The 19,381-nt window shown below is 60.8% G+C and carries 18 protein-coding genes; 15 read left to right on the forward strand and 3 right to left on the reverse strand.

The window, feature by feature from the left end:
• Positions 1 to 174: 174 nt before the first annotated feature.
• The gene (locus tag DW732_RS08455) at positions 175 to 540 is read left to right on the forward strand and encodes a hypothetical protein (protein WP_117794063.1); all 366 of its coding nucleotides are present in this window, start codon (positions 175 to 177) and stop codon (positions 538 to 540) included.
• 210 nt (positions 541 to 750) lie between these two features.
• Here the strand turns inward: DW732_RS08455 and DW732_RS08460 are convergent, their stop codons facing one another.
• The gene (locus DW732_RS08460) at positions 751 to 1,890 is read right to left on the reverse strand and encodes a DUF389 domain-containing protein (RefSeq protein WP_118099284.1); all 1,140 of its coding nucleotides are present in this window, start codon (positions 1,888 to 1,890) and stop codon (positions 751 to 753) included.
• A 215-nt stretch (positions 1,891 to 2,105) separates the two neighbouring features.
• Positions 2,106 to 3,809, reverse strand: coding sequence for an OPT/YSL family transporter (locus tag DW732_RS08465; RefSeq protein ID WP_118099285.1), 1,704 nt, complete (start codon positions 3,807 to 3,809; stop codon positions 2,106 to 2,108).
• 303 nt (positions 3,810 to 4,112) lie between these two features.
• On the opposite strand from DW732_RS08465, the gene DW732_RS08470 reads away from it, so the two are divergent.
• From DW732_RS08470 to DW732_RS08530, 13 genes are all read left to right on the forward strand, one after another.
• Positions 4,113 to 4,967: a type III pantothenate kinase gene (locus DW732_RS08470; protein ID WP_233539418.1), complete on the forward strand. Its 855-nt coding sequence runs from the start codon at positions 4,113 to 4,115 to the stop codon at positions 4,965 to 4,967.
• Between the two features lie 83 nt (positions 4,968 to 5,050).
• Complete coding sequence (locus tag DW732_RS08475) at positions 5,051 to 5,575, forward strand: dCMP deaminase family protein (protein ID WP_117763487.1); 525 nt, start codon at positions 5,051 to 5,053, stop codon at positions 5,573 to 5,575.
• A 172-nt stretch (positions 5,576 to 5,747) separates the two neighbouring features.
• Complete coding sequence (locus DW732_RS08480) at positions 5,748 to 6,026, forward strand: NifU family protein (RefSeq protein ID WP_118099286.1); 279 nt, start codon at positions 5,748 to 5,750, stop codon at positions 6,024 to 6,026.
• A 109-nt stretch (positions 6,027 to 6,135) separates the two neighbouring features.
• Complete coding sequence (lgt, locus tag DW732_RS08485; RefSeq protein ID WP_118099287.1) at positions 6,136 to 6,957, forward strand: prolipoprotein diacylglyceryl transferase; 822 nt, start codon at positions 6,136 to 6,138, stop codon at positions 6,955 to 6,957.
• Between the two features lie 85 nt (positions 6,958 to 7,042).
• Complete coding sequence (locus DW732_RS08490; RefSeq protein WP_233539419.1) at positions 7,043 to 9,226, forward strand: DUF6020 family protein; 2,184 nt, start codon at positions 7,043 to 7,045, stop codon at positions 9,224 to 9,226.
• Between the two features lie 165 nt (positions 9,227 to 9,391).
• Positions 9,392 to 10,198, forward strand: a complete 807-nt coding sequence (locus tag DW732_RS08495) for a YebC/PmpR family DNA-binding transcriptional regulator (RefSeq protein ID WP_006234926.1) — start codon at positions 9,392 to 9,394, stop codon at positions 10,196 to 10,198.
• Between the two features lie 166 nt (positions 10,199 to 10,364).
• Entirely contained in the window at positions 10,365 to 10,910 is a 546-nt protein-coding gene (locus tag DW732_RS08500) for a hypothetical protein (protein ID WP_147356370.1), read from the forward strand.
• On the forward strand, positions 10,903 to 11,280 hold the full coding sequence (locus DW732_RS10135; protein WP_233505140.1) for a DUF2273 domain-containing protein: 378 nt from the start codon (positions 10,903 to 10,905) through the stop codon (positions 11,278 to 11,280). Before DW732_RS08500 ends, DW732_RS10135 begins: the two co-directional genes overlap by 8 nt.
• 44 nt (positions 11,281 to 11,324) lie before the next feature.
• Positions 11,325 to 11,846 carry an Asp23/Gls24 family envelope stress response protein gene (locus DW732_RS08510; RefSeq protein ID WP_118099289.1) on the forward strand — a complete coding sequence of 174 codons (522 nt, stop codon included), beginning with the start codon at positions 11,325 to 11,327 and terminating at the stop codon, positions 11,844 to 11,846.
• 207 nt (positions 11,847 to 12,053) lie between these two features.
• Positions 12,054 to 13,076 carry a YitT family protein gene (locus tag DW732_RS08515; RefSeq protein WP_118099290.1) on the forward strand — a complete coding sequence of 341 codons (1,023 nt, stop codon included), beginning with the start codon at positions 12,054 to 12,056 and terminating at the stop codon, positions 13,074 to 13,076.
• A gap of 150 nt (positions 13,077 to 13,226) precedes the next feature.
• Positions 13,227 to 14,549, forward strand: a complete 1,323-nt coding sequence (locus tag DW732_RS08520) for a zinc-ribbon domain-containing protein (RefSeq protein WP_158567388.1) — start codon at positions 13,227 to 13,229, stop codon at positions 14,547 to 14,549.
• A 195-nt stretch (positions 14,550 to 14,744) separates the two neighbouring features.
• On the forward strand, positions 14,745 to 15,392 hold the full coding sequence (locus tag DW732_RS08525; RefSeq protein WP_118099300.1) for a DUF4234 domain-containing protein: 648 nt from the start codon (positions 14,745 to 14,747) through the stop codon (positions 15,390 to 15,392).
• Complete coding sequence (locus DW732_RS08530) at positions 15,385 to 15,885, forward strand: DUF2752 domain-containing protein (RefSeq protein WP_199569780.1); 501 nt, start codon at positions 15,385 to 15,387, stop codon at positions 15,883 to 15,885. Before DW732_RS08525 ends, DW732_RS08530 begins: the two co-directional genes overlap by 8 nt.
• A 92-nt stretch (positions 15,886 to 15,977) precedes the next feature.
• Here DW732_RS08530 and DW732_RS08535 read toward each other — a convergent pair whose 3' ends face one another.
• Positions 15,978 to 17,441: a M20 family metallopeptidase gene (locus tag DW732_RS08535; protein ID WP_118099293.1), complete on the reverse strand. Its 1,464-nt coding sequence runs from the start codon at positions 17,439 to 17,441 to the stop codon at positions 15,978 to 15,980.
• A 168-nt stretch (positions 17,442 to 17,609) separates the two neighbouring features.
• Between DW732_RS08535 and DW732_RS08540 the strand changes: the two genes are divergently transcribed.
• Positions 17,610 to 19,247, forward strand: a complete 1,638-nt coding sequence (locus DW732_RS08540; protein WP_233539421.1) for an amidohydrolase — start codon at positions 17,610 to 17,612, stop codon at positions 19,245 to 19,247.
• Positions 19,248 to 19,381: the final 134 nt, after the last annotated feature.

Genomic DNA, 19,381 nt, shown 5'->3' on the forward strand with positions numbered 1-19,381 from the left:
CCAATAGAACGCAAAAAAATGCACCGTTCGCCGATACTCCTCTCGCGAGTGGTTGCCATATGGTTTGATGTTAGAAACACATAGTTTCCGGCGGGCCGCGGGTGACGTTTGCTTTGATATCGGAGGTACCAAGTATGTTTTGCACTCCGTTAAACAAGTATCGGGCTGGTTAACATGAGCCGCCGTGCTATCTCGATAGCCCTTGCAGTGGTCTGCCTGGCTGTGCTCCTGGGCGCTGCAGGGCAGTTTGCTATAAATCGAGAAACATCCTATATGCAGGAATGCGTTTCCGAAGGCTTTGCCATTGATGGTTACTATCGGGATGACAAAACAAGTCTGGAAACTCTGGCCTTTCATGAAGAGGATAACCATCGTTGGCAACTGGTCGACAAAGACGGCAGCTGCGTTGACGGGCAGTTTAAGCGTACGGACGACCCCAATATTGTGGTATTAACGAGGGAATACGGCGAAAAAATCGGTACGGTCCACGTGGCGTATATATCGCGCCGACGCAATCAGGGGCAGATTTACCTATATTAGAAATACTAAGGTGACCCGATTTTATCTTGTGAGCACCGGTCCGGCGTTTACGGTGGAGTCTGGCGATGTCGATGCGGACGTCTGATTCACGGCAATAAAACAGCGAGCGGGGCTCGGGTGTGAACTGCACCCCGCAATTTGCTCGTGTCCGTATCGCGTCTGCGCCTCGTCGTAACTTGCGTCCGTGCGAGCATTCATCCCGCGCCGGCATCACTTCACATCGAACTCCACGCGATCGAGCTCGGGCACATTGAGGTCGATGAGCTTGCGGGCGACGTGGCGGTCGTGCGCCCCGAGCGCCTCGCTCGTTGTCACATGGGCGACAATCTCGCGCTCGACGATGCCCTCCTCGTCGCCTTCGGTGGCCGAGGTCTCGACGGCGACGGTGTAATCCTTAAAGCCCGGCAGCACCGCGGCAAGCTCGCGTGTGGTCTCGGTGACGCCGTAGCCGTCCTGCACGCCGGCCTGCGCCGAGCCAATAGACCCCGCGGTCATAACGATGCAGGGGATGGCAAAGATCACCGTGCCCACAATAATGCGGCGGCGCACCTTGCGTGACAGCTCGTCGACCTCGGCATCTTCTTCGGCGGTCACAATGCCGTCGCCGTTGAGATCACGCTTGAGCGGTACACGCAAAAGAAGCAGCACGGCTTCGGCAGCCAGCGCGATAAAGACTACGTTGATGCCAAATTCGTAGAGCGCCGAGAGAAACAGCGACCCGCTCGCGATGGCGATGCCGTAACCAGCTGCGCACAGGGGCGGCATGAGCGCGGTCGCCACGGCCACGCCGGCGATGAGCGTGGCGGGCTCCTGATCGCGCGAGTTGCCCAGCCCGCCCGCAAAGCCGCCCGCGAGCGCGACGGCAAGGTCCCACACAGTCGGTGTCGAATTGTCGATGATGGCAGCTGTGGTGGTGCCAAGGGGCGAGAGCTTAAAGTACAACGTGGACGTGACCAGGCAAAAGGCCATCTGCAGCGCAAGGCTGGCGATGGCTTCGACGGTAATCTCACGGTCGAGCGTGGCGATGCCATATGCCATGGCAAGGACCGATCCCATGAGCGGGCAGATGAGCATGGCACCCACGATGGCGATGTCCGAGTCGATATCGAGGCCGATGCTTGCGATGAGCATGGCGATGATGAGGATGCATAGGTGGGAGCCAGTCAGACGCGCCCCGTTTACAAAACGCTTGCGGATCACGTGATAGGGCGCGCGTCCCTCGCGAATGTTGAATGCGCGCTTTAAAAAGCGACCAGCCTGTTCGGCAGCCTCACTATGGGCAGGGCGGATGCCGTGGCGCCGGTGATGGCGTTCGCGTAGTCGCTTGATCTGTTGTTTATCGAGTTCCATGTCCACCTCGTTCTGGCGTGGGCCGTACGCCTTGCCCCTCGTCCTTACTCTACACCGTGGCGGGCAGGTCGGTTATCCTGCCATGGAGTTTAGGCGAGCAGACAAATGAGGACGCATCATCTGCGGATACGGCCGAGGGTTTTGGCAGATACAAAAAAGCGCGGGATCGGATTGGCTCCGACCCCGCGCTTTGTGTTGGCGCGTTGTTGTTGGGCTTAGCCCAGCAGGCTCAAGCCGACGGAGATGAACGCCAGGATAACGCCGACGATGGACTCGCCGCCGAGCAGGCCGCTGGCGACGACCAGACCCTGCTCCTGGAAGGCGGCATCCTTGGCAGCCTTCTCATCGTCCGAAAGACCGGCAGTGGCATCGCGGTGTACGGCCCACTTGTCGTAGGCAAGCTTGACGCAGGAGCCCAAGAAGGCCGTGAGCGACATGTAGAACGGCAGGTAGACGCCCAGGCCGATCATCATGGCAGGAATTCCGAGCCAGTACATGACGATGCCGGAGATAAAGCCGCCTGCAAACCACGGCACGCTCGGAATGCCCGAGACCATGGTGGCGACTACGCTTGCCTGCGCGGCCACAAAGCTCTTGTCGGGACCAAAGGCGTCCGGGCCATAGGCGGTAACCAGCGCGACCATAACGGCCGCGGCGACCAGGGCGCCCACGATGCCACCGATGGCTTGGCCGATCCACTGCGCACGCGGGTTGGTGCCCAGCACGGCGCCGGCCTTAAAGTCGTTCATGACGTCGCCCGCAAGGCCGCACGCCACGGCCACGATGCCGGCGATGAAGAACAGCTTGACCTGTGCGAGCTGCGCGAATGCCGACACGATGAGCATGACGATGAGGCCAAAGATCTCCATGGGGTCGATGCCCGTCTGGCCGCAGCTCTGCGCGCTCATGATGGTGGTAACAAAGGTGAACAGCGTTACGATGACGGCCGGAACGGGGCCAAGGTCGAGCGCGATGGCGACGATCACGGCGATGGCGGCAGTACCCAGGCCGATGATGCCGGCGTCGAGCTTAAGCGAGCCCGAGATGAGCGACTGCTCGTCGGTGTCGCTGGAGCCGTCGGCAGCGAGACCGCGGGCGATGCCGGCGACCTGCGGCAGGATGTCCTTGAGGACAACGGCGACGCCAAAGCCCATCATGAGGCCCATGCCGAGCGACTTGACGATGCCCTGAGCGGTCTCGACATCAAAGAGACCGGCAGCGGTGCCGCCCACGATGATGCCAAAGTTGCCCAGCACAGCACCGGCAAACCAGCAGGCCACGGGGGCGAAGCCCACCAAAAAGCCGATGGAGAGCAGCATGGGCGAGTTATAGATGGCAAAGGTCACGCCGGGGATATTGAGCGTGCACAGCATGCTGGGCACCACGCCCAGAGCATCGCGCAGCACGCTGAAGACGCCGGCGACGGCCATGGAGCCAAAGAGCTGCTTGCCGGTCTTGCCGCCGGCCTCGGTAGCGCGCAGGGTCTGAGCTGCGGCATTGCCGGTGGGAAACTCCAGCGCGGCGTCCACGATAAAGTGGCGGTGGATGAGCGCCGTTGCCAGAAGGCCCAAGATGGTGCCGGCGAGCGCCACGATAAACATGTCGAGCCAGCTGATCTGGTCGGCATAGCCCAGCATCCAGGCGCCCGGGATGGTAAACGCCAGGCCGCCGGCGACCATGGCGCCTGCGGACATAATGGTGTGGGTGACGTTGGCCTCGTTGAGGCTGGCATTGCCCATGAGTTTGAGGAAGAACAGCGAGATGACGGCAGCGAAGATGATCGGCCAGGGGAGCGCGCCCATCTTGAGGGCCGTGTAGGCCGAGCTTGCCGTGATGATCACGCAGCCAAGGACGCCGATGACGACGCCGCGCAGCGTGAGTTGACCGCGCATCGAAGCGCGGTTCGAGGGATTGCTCATATAAAACTCCTTTGCGTATATCCGCTTCCCCCGGGAGCGCCGCTACGGATACGGCGCGGGAAGTCGGGTTACCAAGGGCCGCCGCGTGAGCCCGCGCGCGACCGCGCATCAGTATAGCCGCAAGGTAGTCATTTTGGGACGGGGCTATTTTAGCTACCCTTTGACAGTCGACGAATTATCTGGGATTGGGGCAAATATCAACCGACATATTGGGGTAGCTAAAATGGCCCCGTCCCAAAATGACTACCTGGGATGGCTGGTTCGGGTAGGCGATATACTGCTGGGCAGACGAAAGGAGCGCCGATGATGCTTAATGGGTGCGCATACATATTGACGGTCGACGTGGGCAACACGTTCATTCGCTTTGGTCTGTTTGCCGAGGATTCGGCTGCGGCGCAGGAATGCCCGCTTGCGACGTGCGAGATTACGACGCCGACCCGTATTACGGCCGATGAAGCGCGTATGCGTCTCGCTCAAGTCATGGCCGCGCTGGCGGCCGATGCGGGCATGCCGGGCACACTTGTGCCCACGGCTGCCGTGCTGAGCTGCGTGGTGCCGGCGCTCGAGCGCCCGTGGAAGACGGCGCTTTCTCGCACCTGTACGGGGCGCGTGCTCACTGTGGGACCGGGCCTCAAGACCGGCATGCCTGTGCACTACGATGACCCGGCCGAGATCGGTCCCGACCGCATCGCCGACGCCGTGGCGGCCCGTGCCGTCTACGGCTCTCCGTGCATCGTGATCGACCTCGGCACCACGACCAATATCGAGGTCATCGATGCGCGCGGAACCTTTGTCGGCGGCGTTATCGCGCCTGGTCTGGCACTCGGCGCCCGCTCGCTCTCGGCCGCTGCGGCGCGTTTGCCACATGTCGAGCCCTCGGCGCCAACGCACGTCATCGGTCGCAACACGCGCGAGGCCATGCGTTCGGGCGTGGTTCTGGGCGAGGTAGCCCGCATCGATGGCATGCTCGACATGGTGCTTGCCGAGATGCGCGCGACCAAGGCCACGGGGGAGGGCGACGTGCCCATCGTCATCACCGGCGACGATGCCGACCCGCTCGCGGCGTTGGTCGGCTACAGCCTGACGGTCGACGACGCGTTGACGCTGCGGGGTCTCGCCGAGCTGTACCGCATCAACCAAAAGCCCCGCCGCGTGTAAATGTGAGGGCGCCGGTGGGACAAACGCCCCACCTTTCACCTGCTACAATGGGTCAAACTATTGCGATTACGGAGGTGTCTGCCATGTCGGACGATCTTCATCAAACTTCGTCAGGCAAGCGCCTGGACGTCATTAGCTGGGACGAGTTCTTTATGAGCGTAGCCATCGCCGCGCAGCGCCGCAGCAAGGACCCCAACACACAGGTGGGTGCGTGCATCGCCAGCACCAACCACCGCATCCTTTCGGTGGGCTACAACGGTACACCCTCGGCGCTCAACGACGACTTTTTCCCGTGGGGCACGAGCGACGACCCGCTGCAGGACAAACATAACTACGTAGTTCATGCCGAGGCCAACGCAGTGCTCAACTACCGCGGCTCGCTCAAAGATCTTGAGGGCTCCACGGTCTACGTCACACTGTTCCCGTGCCATGACTGTGCCAAAATCTTGGCGCAGGTGGGTGTGGGCGAGGTCGTCTACCTGGACAATAAGTACGCCGACACCGACGACGGCCGCATCAGCCGCCGCATCCTTGACTCCTGCGGCATCAGCTATCGCCAGGTTATCGTCGATGTTCACATCGGCACCGAGGGGCAGGCTCGGCAGTAGCGCGTGGCAACGCCAGCTGGCAACAAAAAGCAGCTAAAAAGGCCCCGTCCCAAATTGACTGCTCGTGAAAGTCGTGTCCGCACGCATGGCTGGCGCCTAAGCGGGTACATGGCTGTAGTAACATAGCCCCTGTCCGCGGGCGTGCCCGCGTTATTGTGAGAAAGGAGCCCCTGTGGCTGTTAACGAAGAGCTGCTTAAGAAGGTTCTTGAAGAGATTCGCCCCAACCTGCAGGCCGATGGCGGCGATATGGAGTATGTGGGCGTCGACGACGAGGGCGTTGTCAAGCTGGAGCTGCAGGGCGCCTGCGCCGGCTGCCCCATGAGCTCGCTGACCCTGTCTATGGGCATCGAGCGCATCCTGAAGGAGCACGTGCCCGGCGTCACCCGTGTCGAGCAGGCCAATGCTTCTGGCGAGACCGACGACCTGTACGACGAGTACGCGCCGTTCTAAGCTGCGAAAGCTGCGGACGGCATGCTCCGCATAGACGTTACGCCCAGATATGCGGCTGCGAGCGCAAGGCCCGCGGCCGCATTTGTATGTAGGGAGTAGGAGGGTCGACATGCTCAACGACTTCTACCATATGCTTGATCCCGTCGCGATTTCGGCGGGGCCTATCACGATTTACTGGTATGGTCTGGCCTATGTGGTCGGCGCCCTGCTCACGGCGGTCGTCATGTACCGCACGCAGCGTCGCTGGGGCTTTGACATCACGATTGATGACCTGACGAGTGTCGTGGTCGGCGTGGTCTTTGGCCTCATTATCGGTGCGCGCCTGTTCTACGTCGTCTTTTACGGTGATGGCTACTACTGGGCGCACCCGCTCGAGATCTTTGCCACCAACGAGGGCGGCATGAGTTTCCACGGTGGCCTGGTCGGCGGCATTATCGGCGGCATCATCGTGTGCCGCATGTATAAGCTCGACGCCTGGACCATCGCCGACCTTGCCGTCATCGGCGCGCCGCTGGCGCTGTGCCTGGGACGTTGCGCCAACTTCGTGAACGGTGAGCTGTGGGGTAAGCCGACCGATCTGCCCTGGGGCGTGGTCTTCGGTGGCACCGCGGGCAATATGCCGCGTCACCCCTCCCAGCTCTATGAGGCATTTCTTGAGGGCATCGTGCTCTTTTGCATTCTGCAGGTGCTCAGCCGCAAAAAGCCGCTACTGCCCCAAGGCACGTTTATGGGCGTGTTCGTGATGGGCTACGGCATCGTCCGCTTCCTCGTCGAGTTCGTGCGCGTGCCCGATGCCCAGCTTGGCTATCTGCTGGGCGGCGTTATCACCATGGGTCAGCTGCTGAGTTTGCCGCTCGTGATCGCCGGCCTGGCGCTCATTATCTTCGCCCGACACCGCAATCGCCCCCAGCGCATCTACCTCGACGCCTAACCACCACATACCACCACAAAGGGGACAGGCACCTTTGTGGTGGTTTTGCCGAGTTTGATAGGTTTCTAGAAAGGCTCTTTGGACTGTGAAGGATTCCGACCTCTCCACAACGGCTGCGCGCGACGCTGCCCGCATCGTCTGGTTTAAGCGCTACCCCGCCAAGCAGACGCTCATCGCATTTTTGCTCGCGCTGTTGGCGACCACGGCGTTTTCCATCGATCCCGCGCCGGTGTCGAGCAACGCAGTCTTGGCGATTGACCCCAAAGCCTCGGGCATGCTGTACGTGTGCTACGAGGTGCTCCTCTCGTTTGCCGGCCATACCGACGCGGTCATGCTGCTTGCACTTGCCTGCCTGCTCACCTTGCCGTTTCGCTACGTGTTCTTTGGCCGTGGCGACACCTGGCGTCCATCAATCATTTTGCCGTCGCTGTTCTTTGCCGTCTGCATGGTGTTCGGCCGCAGCTACGACCTCACCGACTCGGCCGAGATCGTCCTTGGCGACAAAGCTCGCATCATCTGCGCCTGGATTGGCGGCGCGGGCTGGATGCTCCTGGCGATCGTTGCCTTCTACCTTGCCTTTGAGTGTCTAGATTGGCTGAGCTCTCGGCGCATTCCGTTTTCGGAAGCGCACTTTGGCCGCATATGGCGTGTGGCTCACGCCGTACTCTCGGTCCATCCCTTTGCCGGGCCCTTCCTGGTGCTTATGATCGCCTGGGCGCCCACGCTCATCGCTTCGCTGCCCGGCCTTTTTATGGGAGATACGGGTGCGCAGATTCGCCAGTGGTTCAACTATCCCAACGGCACGAGCGACTACCTGCGCCTACTCAACCCCAACGTGCTGCTCAACGGACATCACCCCGTGGTGCACACGGCCATTATCAGCTCGTGCGTTCAGCTGGGGCTTTCGCTGTTCAACAGCGCTAACGCGGGCCTCATCATCTATACCTGCGCTCAATTTGTCATCACGGCTGCCTGCATGGCCTATTCCATTTCGTCGCTGCGCAAACTGGGCATGAGCCTGCCGGTCCGCGGCGTGATCTTGCTGTTCTTTGCGTTTATGCCGATGTTCTCTAACTACGCGGCGTTGCTCACCAAAGATGTGCTGTTTGCCGACGCGTTTTTGGTGCTGCTGGTACAGACCGTCAAGCTCGTGGCATGTGGCTTGCCCCGTCGTGATGCCAATGTCGAGCGAGCGGGCGAGAAAGCCCCCGTGCTCTTTGCGCGCCACGACTGGCTGCTGCTCGCTCTGGGCGCCATGGGTTCCACGTTTCTGCGCAACGGCGGCCTGGTGTTTCCCCTGGCGGCATGCGTAATCGCGTCGGCGTTTTGCGCATGGGACGCGCATGTGGCTCGTCGTGCAGCCAAGCAGGCTGGTGCTGCGCCTTCGGGCGCCATCTCGCGCTTCCGCTGGGTGGGAGTTCTTGCGGTGCTTGCACTCTGCCTTGCCTCTAATATGTACTTCACCAAGGTCTTTATGCCGGCGCACGACATCACTCCTGGTTCCAAGCGCGAAATCCTCTCGATTCCGTTTCAGCAGACCGCTCGTTTCGTCCAAAAGCACGACGGCCTCAACTCGGGCGTCAACCCCACGGTTAAGGAGGACGGCACCATCGTGGAGGCTCCTTGCGACGGCTTGGTGACCGACGAAGAGCGCGCCGTGATCGACCGTGTGCTCAAGTACGAGAATCTGGGCCGCCGCTACAACCCGGATAAGTCGGATGCCGTCAAAAATTGCTTTAACGAATACGCCTCGCAGGAGGACATCAAGGCCTATTTTGAGGTGTGGGCCCAGATGTTCAAAAAGGATCCCGAGTGCTATATCTCGGCGCTTATCAATAACTATTACGGCTACTTTTATCCGAGTGCCCGCGATGCGTGGGTCTACAGCACGGCGCGTAGTGCCGAGATTATGGCGCGCCCCGATAATCTCAAGTACTTCGACTTCCATCCGGTCGATAGCAAGGTTGTGCGCTGGTGCGACCACCTGATCAACCTGTATCGCGTGGCGGTGCAGCGCATCCCGTTTATCTCGCTCACCATGAGCTCGGCCACTTATGTGTGGATCATGATCGCCGCGGTGGTCTACCTGCTGCGTCGTCATTCATGGCGTGCGCTGGCGATTTGGGTGCCACTGATGGGTGTGCTCGCCGTGTGCCTGATTGGCCCGTGCAACGGGTCGACCTACATGCGCTACCTGTATCCGGCCATCGCCTGCATGCCCTTCGCCATCGGCGCCACCGTCACCCGCAGCGACTTCCTCTGGTCCTAACTTGGTGCATTGGGGTCAGGTTACTTTGCACCAAAGGGTGGCATCATCACGACGCCTTCATTTTGGGGTTTATCTCGCAGGCCAGTAGGTATATCATAACGACGTTTGTTTATATTGCCCGAGCATCTGCGCTGGGCTTTAGGTCGAAACCGATAGGAGACACGTATGTCCGGACACTCTAAGTGGGCCACAACCAAGCATCGTAAGGGCGCGCAGGACGCCAAGCGTTCCGCCCTTTTCTCCAAGCTCAGCCGCAACATCACCGTTGCTGCCCGTCTCGGCGGTGACCCGCTGCCCGAGAACAACGCCAGCCTCGCCGCTGCCGTTGCCAAGGCCAAGGCTCAGTCCATGCCTAAGGACAAGATCAAGTCCGCTATCGACAAGGCTTTTGGTTCGGGCGCCGATGCTGCCGTCTACGAGAACATCGTGTACGAGGGCTACGGTCCCGCCGGTGTCGCCGTCTACGTCGACTGCCTGACCGACAACCGCAACCGTACTGCCGCTGATGTCCGTTCCGCCTTCTCCCACGCTGGTGGCAACCTGGGCACCTCCGGCTCCGTCGCCTTCCAGTTTGAGCGCAAGGGCCAGATCGTCGTCGCCAAGGAGATCCTGGACGAGAACGCCAAGAAGGAGACCATGATCGCCAACGGTGCTGCCGGTGACGAGGATGAGTTCATGATGGCCATCGCCGAGGCCGGTGGCGAAGACTACGAGGATGCCGGCGAGGAGTGGATCGTCTGGACTACTGCCAACGAGGTCATGGCTGTCTCCAAGGCGCTCGAGGAGCAGGGCGTCCAGGTCAAGGGCTCCGAGACCACCATGGTCCCGACCACCCCGACCGAGGTCTCCGGCGCCGACGCCAAGAAGGTTCAGCGCCTCATCGACCGTCTTGAGGAGCTCGACGACGTCCAGGATGTTTACAGCACCATGGACATGACCGACGAGGTCATCGCTGCCCTCGAGGAGGAGTAGCGCCCGCACGGGTTAAGCCGTGCATATCTGGGCATAATGAAGCGAGCATGCAAGTCTCGTGGAATAGATGAGCCGGATCCGCGTGCGTAGAGCACCGGACCCGGCTCTTTTATAATGATGCGAACCGTTTTGCATTTCGAGAGCCGAGATTTGAAGGGAGCGCCGCGTGCGCGTACTCAAACGAGCCCTAGCGATCGTGTACCTTGCCGCCACCATCGTGGCGCTGGGTACGCTTGTCTGCCAGTTTTGGGGGCCGTATACGTATCGCTTTATGTTGCTGATGCGCGACCCCCTGCCGCGCATCGTCGTCACGGCGTGCGCCGGCGTCGTGGCGATCGGCGTGCTGGTAAGCTTCTTCCGCCTGATGTTCGCCCGTCGCGAACCGTCCTGCGTGCATCCGGCGGGGGAGCGCAATATCGAGGTTACCCTCGCGGCGCTTTCTTCGTGCGCCAGGGCTGCTGCCGAGCGCGACAACCGCGTGATGGTCGAGCATGTCGAGGCCCGCGTCCAAGGCTCCGACGATTCGCACGTCCGTTTTAAGGTCGAGGCTATCGCGCTTGACGATAAGGACGTGGCATCTCTGGCTACCGCGATGCAGCAGCGCATCGAGAAAGCTTGCGACACCATGCTCGGCACGCCGGGTACGACTACGCGCGTCCGTTTTTTGCCGTCCAAGACTACCGTCCAGACCGTGGAGGTTTCCGGTGAGTGATACCAATCAAGATAAGACCGTCCGCACCCCGCGCCTGACTATCGATCAGAGCGTCGCGCCGGCAAGCGAGGTCGTCGATCCCAAGGTAGAGGGCACCGAGTCGCGTGACGCTGCCGTCGACGACTTTGACGAGGCCATGGGTCTCATTAAGGGCACGGGGGCGGCTATCTGGAGCTATGCCGTTCGCCATCCCAACACCACGCTCGGCGCCGTCGCGGGTTTTGTGCTCGCGGTGCTGGTGCTCACGCTCGGCCTGTGGGACACGCTGGTCATCGCATTCTTCGTGCTGATCGGGGCTGTGATCGGCCAGATTCGCGATGGCGAAAACGGGATCGTCAACTTCTTCGGCCGCCTGTTTAGCGGTCGCTAGCATGTATTCGACCGCCGCGTATGCGGTGGGCATAAGGAGGAACCATGGCTTTTAACACGAAGGTCGATGTGACCGATACCGAGCTCGATGCGGATGAGACCGTCGTCGCCGAGGCCGAAGGCGTGACGCTCGAGGACGAGGCGTTTGTCGAGGCCGAATCCGAAGACGAGGTTGACGAGGACGACGAGGAGGCTGACGAGTCCGAGGACTCGCTGACCTATTCCAACGGCGTGATCGAGAAAATCGTCGCCATGGCCACCCGCGAGGTGCCGCACGTCTTGGGCATGAAGGGCAACCTCATGCACTTTGTACAGGAGCAGTTTGGTGCCGAGAACCTGACCAAGGGCGTGACGGTCGAGGTCACCGATGACAACCGCGTGGTCGTCAACATTTCCGTCATTATCGAGTATGGCGCCTACGCGCCCGCGATTTTCGACGACGTTAAGGCGCGTGTGACCGAGCGCCTCGCCGCGATGACCGGCCTTGAGGTGGCGGGCGTCAACCTACGCATCGAGGATGTCATCACCCCCGAGGAGTACGAACGCCGCACCAACCAGCACGAGTAACCTGCCAAAAAGGGACAGGTTTATTTTGGCAGGTTTTATCTGCCAAAACGTTAAACGGCCAGTCACGCAGGCACATGCGCGGCTGGCCGTTCTTTGTATGCCCCCGATGCGGGCATACCGCTCGTCTAACTAAGGGTTGCAATTGCTGCGTTCCGCGTTACCCTAATGGGCGCATTGTTTCCAAATTGTTAACGAGGGGTTGCCGTAATGGCTGACGAGCACGAAACAGAAAGCAAAGCATGGGCGATTGAGACCGCTGCGGCAGAGGCGGCATCGCGTGCTGCCGAGGAGGTGCATCGTCCTCCGGTGGTGCCGATGGAGCGCGTTGTCGATCGCGATGTTATTGAGCAAGGCGAACGCGCCGGCCGCAAGCGCAGCCAGGAACCAGGCTTTCCGCGCTTTTTTGCCGAGCTCAACCTGGGCCTGATCCTCACGGCCTTTGCCATCGTGGCTTTCAAAACGCCCAATCACTTTGCCTTCGGCGGCACCTCGGGTGTGTCGGTCATTCTTTCTACGCTGTTCCCGACTCTGCCCGTCGGCGTCTTTATGTGGATTATCAACGCGGTCCTGGTCATCCTGGGTTTTATCTTTTTGGAGCGTAAGGCAATCCTTTGGAGTGTCTTTGCCTCGTTTGCGCTTTCGGCCTACGTCTCACTGTTTGAGCTCTTCATTCCGACGGATGTTTCGATGACGGGCGATATGTGGCTCGACCTGTGTTTTGCCGTCATCTTGCCGGCGCTGGGCAGTGCCATTGTCTTTGACATTGGCGCCTCGACGGGCGGCACGGACATTCTTGCCATGATCCTCAAGCGTCGCACGACGCTTGAGATCGGCCGTGCCCTGTTGCTGGTCGATATCGGCATCGTGACCATCGCGGCCTTTTTGTATGGCCCGCGTGTCGGTCTGTACTGTGTGCTCGGTCTGTTTGCCAAGACGCTTGTGGTCGACAAGGCCATCGAGAGCATCCACCTGCGCAAGGTCTGTACGATTATTTGCGCCGAACCGCGCAAAGTCGAGGAGTTTATCGTCAAGCATCTCAACCGCACGGCAACGATCAGCCGTGGCTACGGAGCCTTCTCGGGCAAGTGCGTCACGGTGATTATGAGCGTGCTGAGCCGTCGCGAGGCAGTGCAGCTGCGCCGCTATACCCGCGAGATTGACCCTGATGCCTTCATCACCATCGTCGATAGCTCCGAAATCGTCGGCAAGGGCTTCCGCGGTACGAACTAGTCCGGGCGCACCCTTCGAATCATTGAATAAAGCCACCTGCGTTGCAAATCGGTCATCTTGGGGTATTTGTCCCCACATTGGGCGATAATGATGCCAAAGACATCGTTTGCGATCCAGGTGATTCGCTCTAGATACGAAGGGATGATTTCGATGTTCTGTTCGCAGTGTGGTGCCCCCATGGGCGATAACGACAAGTTCTGCGGCGTGTGCGGTGCCCCTAATACCGAGGTCAAGGCCGCCGGTCCCGCTCCGCAAGCTCAACCTCAGCCGCAGGGTCAGCCGTTTGCCCAGCCGCAGCCGTTCGTTGCGCCCCAGCCGGCTATGAACGTGCCCAAGGGCTGCATGGCACAGGCTTTCAACGACATGCTTAAGGTTCCCGGCGCCCTGGTTCGCGTATGCCAGATCGCCTTTTTGCCGGCGCTTATCTGCGTCGTGTCGGTGCTGGTGCTGTTCATCCCCGTTATCGGCGGTATTGCAGCTGCCATCGGCTTTTTGCTTGCGTACGTGGCAAGCGTGTGCGGTGCCGGCTTTGCTATCGAGTGGGGTCGTGACCTGTCGCTCAAGGATGATAACGGCATGGAGCGTCCGCTGCTGCGCTCGACCTCGTTTGGATTGGGCATTTTCTCGTCTGTCATTACAGGCGTGCTCGAGTTCGTGGCCATTATTCCGGTGATTGGCGTGGTGTTCTCGGTGCTTGAGAGCGCTGTGATCGGTGCTGTCGGTTCATATTATTTCTATGGTTCGAGCGGTCTTGAGGGTGCCCTCATCGGTTCGATGGGGCTGCTTGTCTTTGCCCTGTTCGTCTCGTTTGTGCTGGGCATCTTCTTTAAGATGTTTGGCGATGCCGCTGTGATGCACTTTGCAGTCGCCGGCCGCGTGGAAAGCGCGTTTTCGCTTGAGAGGGTTTGGAAGTCCTATAAGGCCAACCTGGGCAAGTTGTTCTGCGCATCGATCCTCCCCGAGTTTTTGACGGGCATTGTTTCCAATATCATCACCTGGATTTTCACCGCCATCTTTGGTGCCATTGCTACGTTTGGTATGTATAGCTATTACTATCGCCCCACGGGTCTTGAGGCAATCATCGAGGGCGGCGGCATCACGCTCATCCTGTTCCTGATGATCGTTGTCTTTGTCACGGTGTTCCTGGTTGTGTTTGGCAAGATGCTCAAGTATCGCGCCGTTGGCTATTGGGCGGCACGTCATGCCAGCGAGTGGGCCGACGAGGATGCCGACGATGTCCTGACGTTTGTGCTCCCGGGTGAGAAGAAGCCTGCTCCTGCGGGATTCAATCCCACGGTCGCCACTGGTGCTGCACCTGCCCCGGCACCCGCGCCTGCACCTGCTCCGGCACCCGCGCCTGCACCTGCTCCGGCACCCGAGGCGACGCCTGCGGAGCCCGATTGGAATGCCGTTGCCACGCCGGCAGATGAGCCGGGCGATAATCCTGCTGCCGAAAACAATCAAACCGAATAGTCGGTCGAGGCGCCCTGGGCAACTGAGCCCAGGGCGCCTTTTTCTACTGCGAAAGCAAGAAAATGCCTGGGAAAACGGTTGCAGCAAAATTTCTCGGAAATTGGTCAATGTTGCGCAACAACGTCGCGGCTATTGTTGAGAACATAGACGTGTAAGGTTTGAAGGCGTGCGACGCCTTAGGAAAAGGAGAAGCTTATGTTCTGTCCCACTTGTGGTTCTCCCATTTCGGATGATGCCAAATTCTGCCCTGTTTGCGGTTCTGCCATCGGTGCCGCCCCCGTCGCTCCGGCCTCTCAGCCCGCGCCGCAGCCCCAGCCTGCTCCGCAGCCCACGCAGATTCAGCCCACTCCGGTTCAGGCAGTTCAGCCCCAGCCTCAGCAGCAGTACGCCGGGCAGCAGCAGTATACTCAGCAGCCTGCACCTGCCCCGATGGGCTATGCTCCGATTAAGACCGACCGTGGCGTGATCGGCTGGCTCCTGCTTTCCATCGTGACCTGCGGCATCTATTCGTATTACTTCCTCTATTGCCTTGCCCGCGACATCAATGTCATGTGCCAGGATGACGGCGATTCCACGCCGGGTCTGGCAGCATTCATCCTGCTGTCGTTCGTGACCTGCGGCTTCTACGGACTCTACTGGTACTACAAGATCGGTAACCGCCTGCAGGCTAATGCTCCTCGCTATGGCCTGATGTTCCAGGAGAACGGCACCACCGTTCTTATGTGGCAGATTGTCGGCGCGCTGCTGTGCGGCCTTGGCCCCATCTTTGCCATGAACATCATCATCAAGAATACCAATGCCATGGCAACGGCTTACAACGCCCGTCTTGGCGCTCGTGCCTAACGATAAGAGCGGCGTGAACGGCTCTCAGGGACATAAGGGCGCGGCGGAGCTCATTCGCCGCGCCCTTTCTTGCATCGGCGCGCTCTTTGTCGCCTGGCTCGCACTCTACCTGCTCGATATCGGCTGCGTGTTTCGCCTGATGACGGGCATTCCCTGTCCGGGATGTGGCATGACGAGGGCCTGGCTGGCAGCACTGCGCCTCGATTTTGCGGCTGCCTTTGCTTATCATCCGCTGTTTTGGGTGGTGCCGATTGCGTTTGCGCTCGCGTTCGTGCGCGAGGAGGTGGCATCGAGCAAGCTAAAGCGCGGCATCGACATTGCGGTAATTGTTCTGTGCGTGCTGGTCGTTGCCGTATGGATCGTGCGCCTCATCAATCCGGCAGATGCCGGTCTGCTCTTTGGCGGCCATGCTCCCGCCGGAGTTCCCGACGACATCATCCACCTCGAACCCCCACGCTGGCTCTGCCATTTGGGGACGGGGTTGAAATGGTAGAAATAGCGCTTGACAAACAATGAGAGGGCGGATGTTCGTTCCAACATCCGCCCTCTCATTGTTTTGAATGGGTGTTTGAAGAATCTTGCAGCCTACTCGTCGTGCTTTTCTTCGTTACGAGCAGCAGCCCGCGCATCGCGGATGCCCTTGATTGCAGCATGGCGGGCGGTGCGAGCATCGTGCATGGCGTCGCGCGCCTCAGCGGCAGTCGCCTTGGCAGAGCGCAGCCTGGCGGCCAAGTCGGGGTTGGTCTCGGCAACCGCGGCGATCGTGGGGCCGTCGAGCTCCTCTTGCGTGGGCTCGGCCAAAAAGTCGATGGCATACTGGGCGGCCACCATGGAACCCTTGGCCAGTACGGTCTCGTCAATCTTGTAAAAGCAGGAATGTTGGGCGTACGTGGCGCCAATCTTGGGGTTGCGCGTACCTACAAAGGCGAGCACACCCGGCACGCGGCGCAGGTACTCCGAAAAATCCTCGCCCGAAAGCGTGCCGCGGTAATGGCCCTGGCCGGTGGGGCCCAGGCATTTGACCACGGCCTGGCGGCAGCGTTCGCTCGAGGCGGCGTCGTTTTCGACCTTGTAGTTGGCGATGGTGTAGTCGGTGAGCTCTGCCTCGGCGCCCAAGGCTGCCGCAGTATGCTCCACGATGCGGCGCATAAGCTCCGGCATTTCCTCGTGGGTCGAATCGCCGTAGGTGCGCACCGTGCCGGCGAGGTAGGCCGTGCCGGCAATAACGTTGCGCGCGGTGCCGCCGTGCAGCTCGCCGACGGTGATGACCGCCGGCTCGTAGGGGCTAATCTCGCGCGAAACGATAGTCTGCAAGGCGTTGACGATCTCGGCGGCAACCATAACGGCGTCGTGGCCGCGCTGGGGCATGGCGCCGTGGCATGAGGTGCCGCGTACGTCGATGCGGAACCAGTCGGTGTTGGCCATGCGTGGACCGGGCTCGCAGCTTACGGTGCCGGCATCGACCTCGCTCCAGATATGCGCGGCGTAGGCGCCATCGACGCCGTCGAGCACGCCCGTGCCGATCATGAGCTTGGCGCCCTGGCCGTTTTCCTCACTGGGCTGGAAGACGATGCGGACCTCGCCGTGGATGTCGTCGGTCATATGGCGCAGAATCTGCAGCGTGCCGAGCATCATGGCGATGTGGCAGTCGTGGCCGCAGGCGTGCATGCAGCCCTCGTTGACGCTAGCAAACTCCTCGCCGGTCTGCTCGGTAACGGGCAGGGCGTCGATGTCGGTGCGCAGCAGGATGCGGCGGCGCGGCGTGCCGTCCTCGCGGTAGGCATCGGGCGCGGTGCCGCGAAGGGTTGCCACCAGGCCCGTCTTAAGGGGGCGCTCATAGGGGATATTCATGGCATCGAGCTGATTGGCGATGTCCGAAGTCGTGCGCTCCTCGGCGAGGCTCAGCTCCGGGTGCTTATGGAAGTGGCGGCGCTGCTTGATGATGTAGGGCTCAAACTCGGCAGCGATATCTTGGATGGCTGCGGTGATGTCGTCAGCCGCTCGCACCCCGGTCGCTGCCATAATCTGCTGTGCCTTGGTCTTCGTCATGATCGATTTGCTCCTTGCTGGGTTGATCGCAAAATCGTACAGGCTGCCTCCAGTATGCCACCTGCCACTTGGCGTGGCAAAGCAGCCGTTTGCCGCTTGGGGTTTAGTAACAAGAGTGGGGGAGTACACTCGGGGGTGTTGAATTTCCTGCCAGAGATGGGGATGCCCATGCAACATATCGATCGGATAATCCGCTCCAAGAACGTCTTTACCGCACAAGACGGCATCGATGATGCCCGTGAGCTGGCGATTGCCATCGCGGGCGACCGTATCGTCGCGGTCGGCAAGCCCGACGATGTGATCGCCGCGGCTCCCGCCGTCACGCCGGTTATCGATTACGGCGAGCAGTTTGTTTGCCCCGGTTTCCACGATGCGCACTTGCACTTCTTCCATACCTCGGTTGGCGCCTCGCCGTACATGCTCATGGATATGGGCACGTCCGAGGCAGCACTGGTACAGCACGCGCTCGAGTTTTCCCAGGACCTGCCCGATGACGCTTGGGTTGTGACGCAGGGCTGGCGCGACTACCGTTGGGACCCGCCCGAGCATCCTACCAAGGCGTCGCTCGATGCGGCATTCCCCGATCGCCCCTGCGTTATGTATTCGGGCGACGGGCACACGCTGTGGCTCAACAGCCGCGCGCTCGAGGCGCTCGGCGTCTCGCGCGACAGCGAGCCGCCAGCGGGCGGCAGCTACGACAAGGACGCAAACGGCGAACTCACGGGCATTGCGCACGAGGCGGCTGCCATGCAGCTGCTGCCGCGCTGCCTGGAGTGGCTGGGCGAGGACCGCATCGCGAGCGCTTACGCCGACCAAATGAAGCGTATGGCAGAGCAAGGCATCACCTCAATCTGCGATATGTCGCTCATGCCCATGCCGGGCTGCGACTTTATCCGCGACGACGTCTACGACAAACTACAGGCAGCCGGCAAGTTGGGCATCCGAGCCCATCTGTTCCCCACGCTGCTGGATGACCAGTCGCGCTTGGAAGAGCTGCAGGCACGTTACGCGAACAATGTGCTGCTCTCGGCGCCGGGCTTTAAGCAGTTCTTCGACGGCGTGTCGAGCGAACACACGGCATATCTCACCGAGCCCTATACCAATCCGCGCTTCCCGGGCGACCAGGGCCGTCTGACGGTTCCCGCCGAGCGCATGCGCAAGCTAGTTCTGGCTGCCGCGGAGCGCGGCCACACCGTGCGCATCCACGTCATCGGCGACGGTGCCATCCATGCCGCGCTCGATATCTTCGAGGAAGCGGCCGAACTGTACGGCCTGCCCCAGCACGGCCATAACACGCTCGAGCACCTGGAGAATTTGCTGCCTCAGGACATCGATCGCCTGCGCAAGCTCAACATCATTACCTCGAGCCAACCCTGCCACATCACGCTCGACCCAGGTGGTCCGGAGCGCGACTTGGGCCTGGAACGCAGCCGCATCATGTGGCCGTTCGCGACCTATAAGCAGCGCGGCATTCGCCAAGCCTTCGGTACCGACAGCCCTATCACGCCCGTTACCAGCATGAACGTGCTCTACACGGCTATCACACGCCAGGACCCCAAAAGCCACTGGCCCGAGGGTGGCTGGCTGCCGAGCGAGCGCATTGATGCAGCAACGGCTCTGCGCAACTACACCCTGGGCAGCGCCTATGCAGCGGGCGACGAGCAAAACCTCGGCAGCTTGGAGCCCGGCAAGTATGCCGACCTGGTAGTCCTGGACCAAAACCCGCTCACCATCGACCCCCAAGAACTCCAAGCCACCAAGGTTCAGGCCACCTACCTGGCAGGCAACCTGATCTACGAGCACTAACCCCATCCGCATCGCCATTTTGCTGCACTGACTTTTCTGAACGCCGGGCCCGGATAAGTTACCCCAGCTCCCGGGGGCGGACCGGAGGGCATGAAGTTTGTCGCGAGTTCCGCACGCAAAGGAAAGCACTTAAT

Source organism: Collinsella sp. AM28-11LB (assembly GCF_003469895.1).
In the GTDB taxonomy this organism is placed as follows: Bacteria; Actinomycetota; Coriobacteriia; order Coriobacteriales; family Coriobacteriaceae; genus Collinsella.

What these genes read in the sequence shown, in the direction of transcription:
- DW732_RS08520 (WP_158567388.1), top strand. Translation starts at nt 13,227, where the DNA reads ATGTTCTGTTCGCAGTGTGGTGCCCCCATGGGCGATAACGACAAGTTC.
- DW732_RS08475 (WP_117763487.1), top strand. Translation starts at nt 5,051, where the DNA reads ATGTCGGACGATCTTCATCAAACTTCGTCAGGCAAGCGCCTGGACGTC.
- DW732_RS08535 (WP_118099293.1), bottom strand. Translation starts at nt 17,441, where the DNA reads ATGACGAAGACCAAGGCACAGCAGATTATGGCAGCGACCGGGGTGCGA.
- DW732_RS08465 (WP_118099285.1), bottom strand. Translation starts at nt 3,809, where the DNA reads ATGAGCAATCCCTCGAACCGCGCTTCGATGCGCGGTCAACTCACGCTG.
- DW732_RS08495 (WP_006234926.1), top strand. Translation starts at nt 9,392, where the DNA reads ATGTCCGGACACTCTAAGTGGGCCACAACCAAGCATCGTAAGGGCGCG.
- DW732_RS08460 (WP_118099284.1), bottom strand. Translation starts at nt 1,890, where the DNA reads ATGGAACTCGATAAACAACAGATCAAGCGACTACGCGAACGCCATCAC.
- DW732_RS08470 (WP_233539418.1), top strand. Translation starts at nt 4,113, where the DNA reads ATGATGCTTAATGGGTGCGCATACATATTGACGGTCGACGTGGGCAAC.
- DW732_RS08455 (WP_117794063.1), top strand. Translation starts at nt 175, where the DNA reads ATGAGCCGCCGTGCTATCTCGATAGCCCTTGCAGTGGTCTGCCTGGCT.
- DW732_RS08515 (WP_118099290.1), top strand. Translation starts at nt 12,054, where the DNA reads ATGGCTGACGAGCACGAAACAGAAAGCAAAGCATGGGCGATTGAGACC.
- DW732_RS08525 (WP_118099300.1), top strand. Translation starts at nt 14,745, where the DNA reads ATGTTCTGTCCCACTTGTGGTTCTCCCATTTCGGATGATGCCAAATTC.
- DW732_RS08540 (WP_233539421.1), top strand. Translation starts at nt 17,610, where the DNA reads ATGCAACATATCGATCGGATAATCCGCTCCAAGAACGTCTTTACCGCA.
- lgt (WP_118099287.1), top strand. Translation starts at nt 6,136, where the DNA reads ATGCTCAACGACTTCTACCATATGCTTGATCCCGTCGCGATTTCGGCG.
- DW732_RS08510 (WP_118099289.1), top strand. Translation starts at nt 11,325, where the DNA reads ATGGCTTTTAACACGAAGGTCGATGTGACCGATACCGAGCTCGATGCG.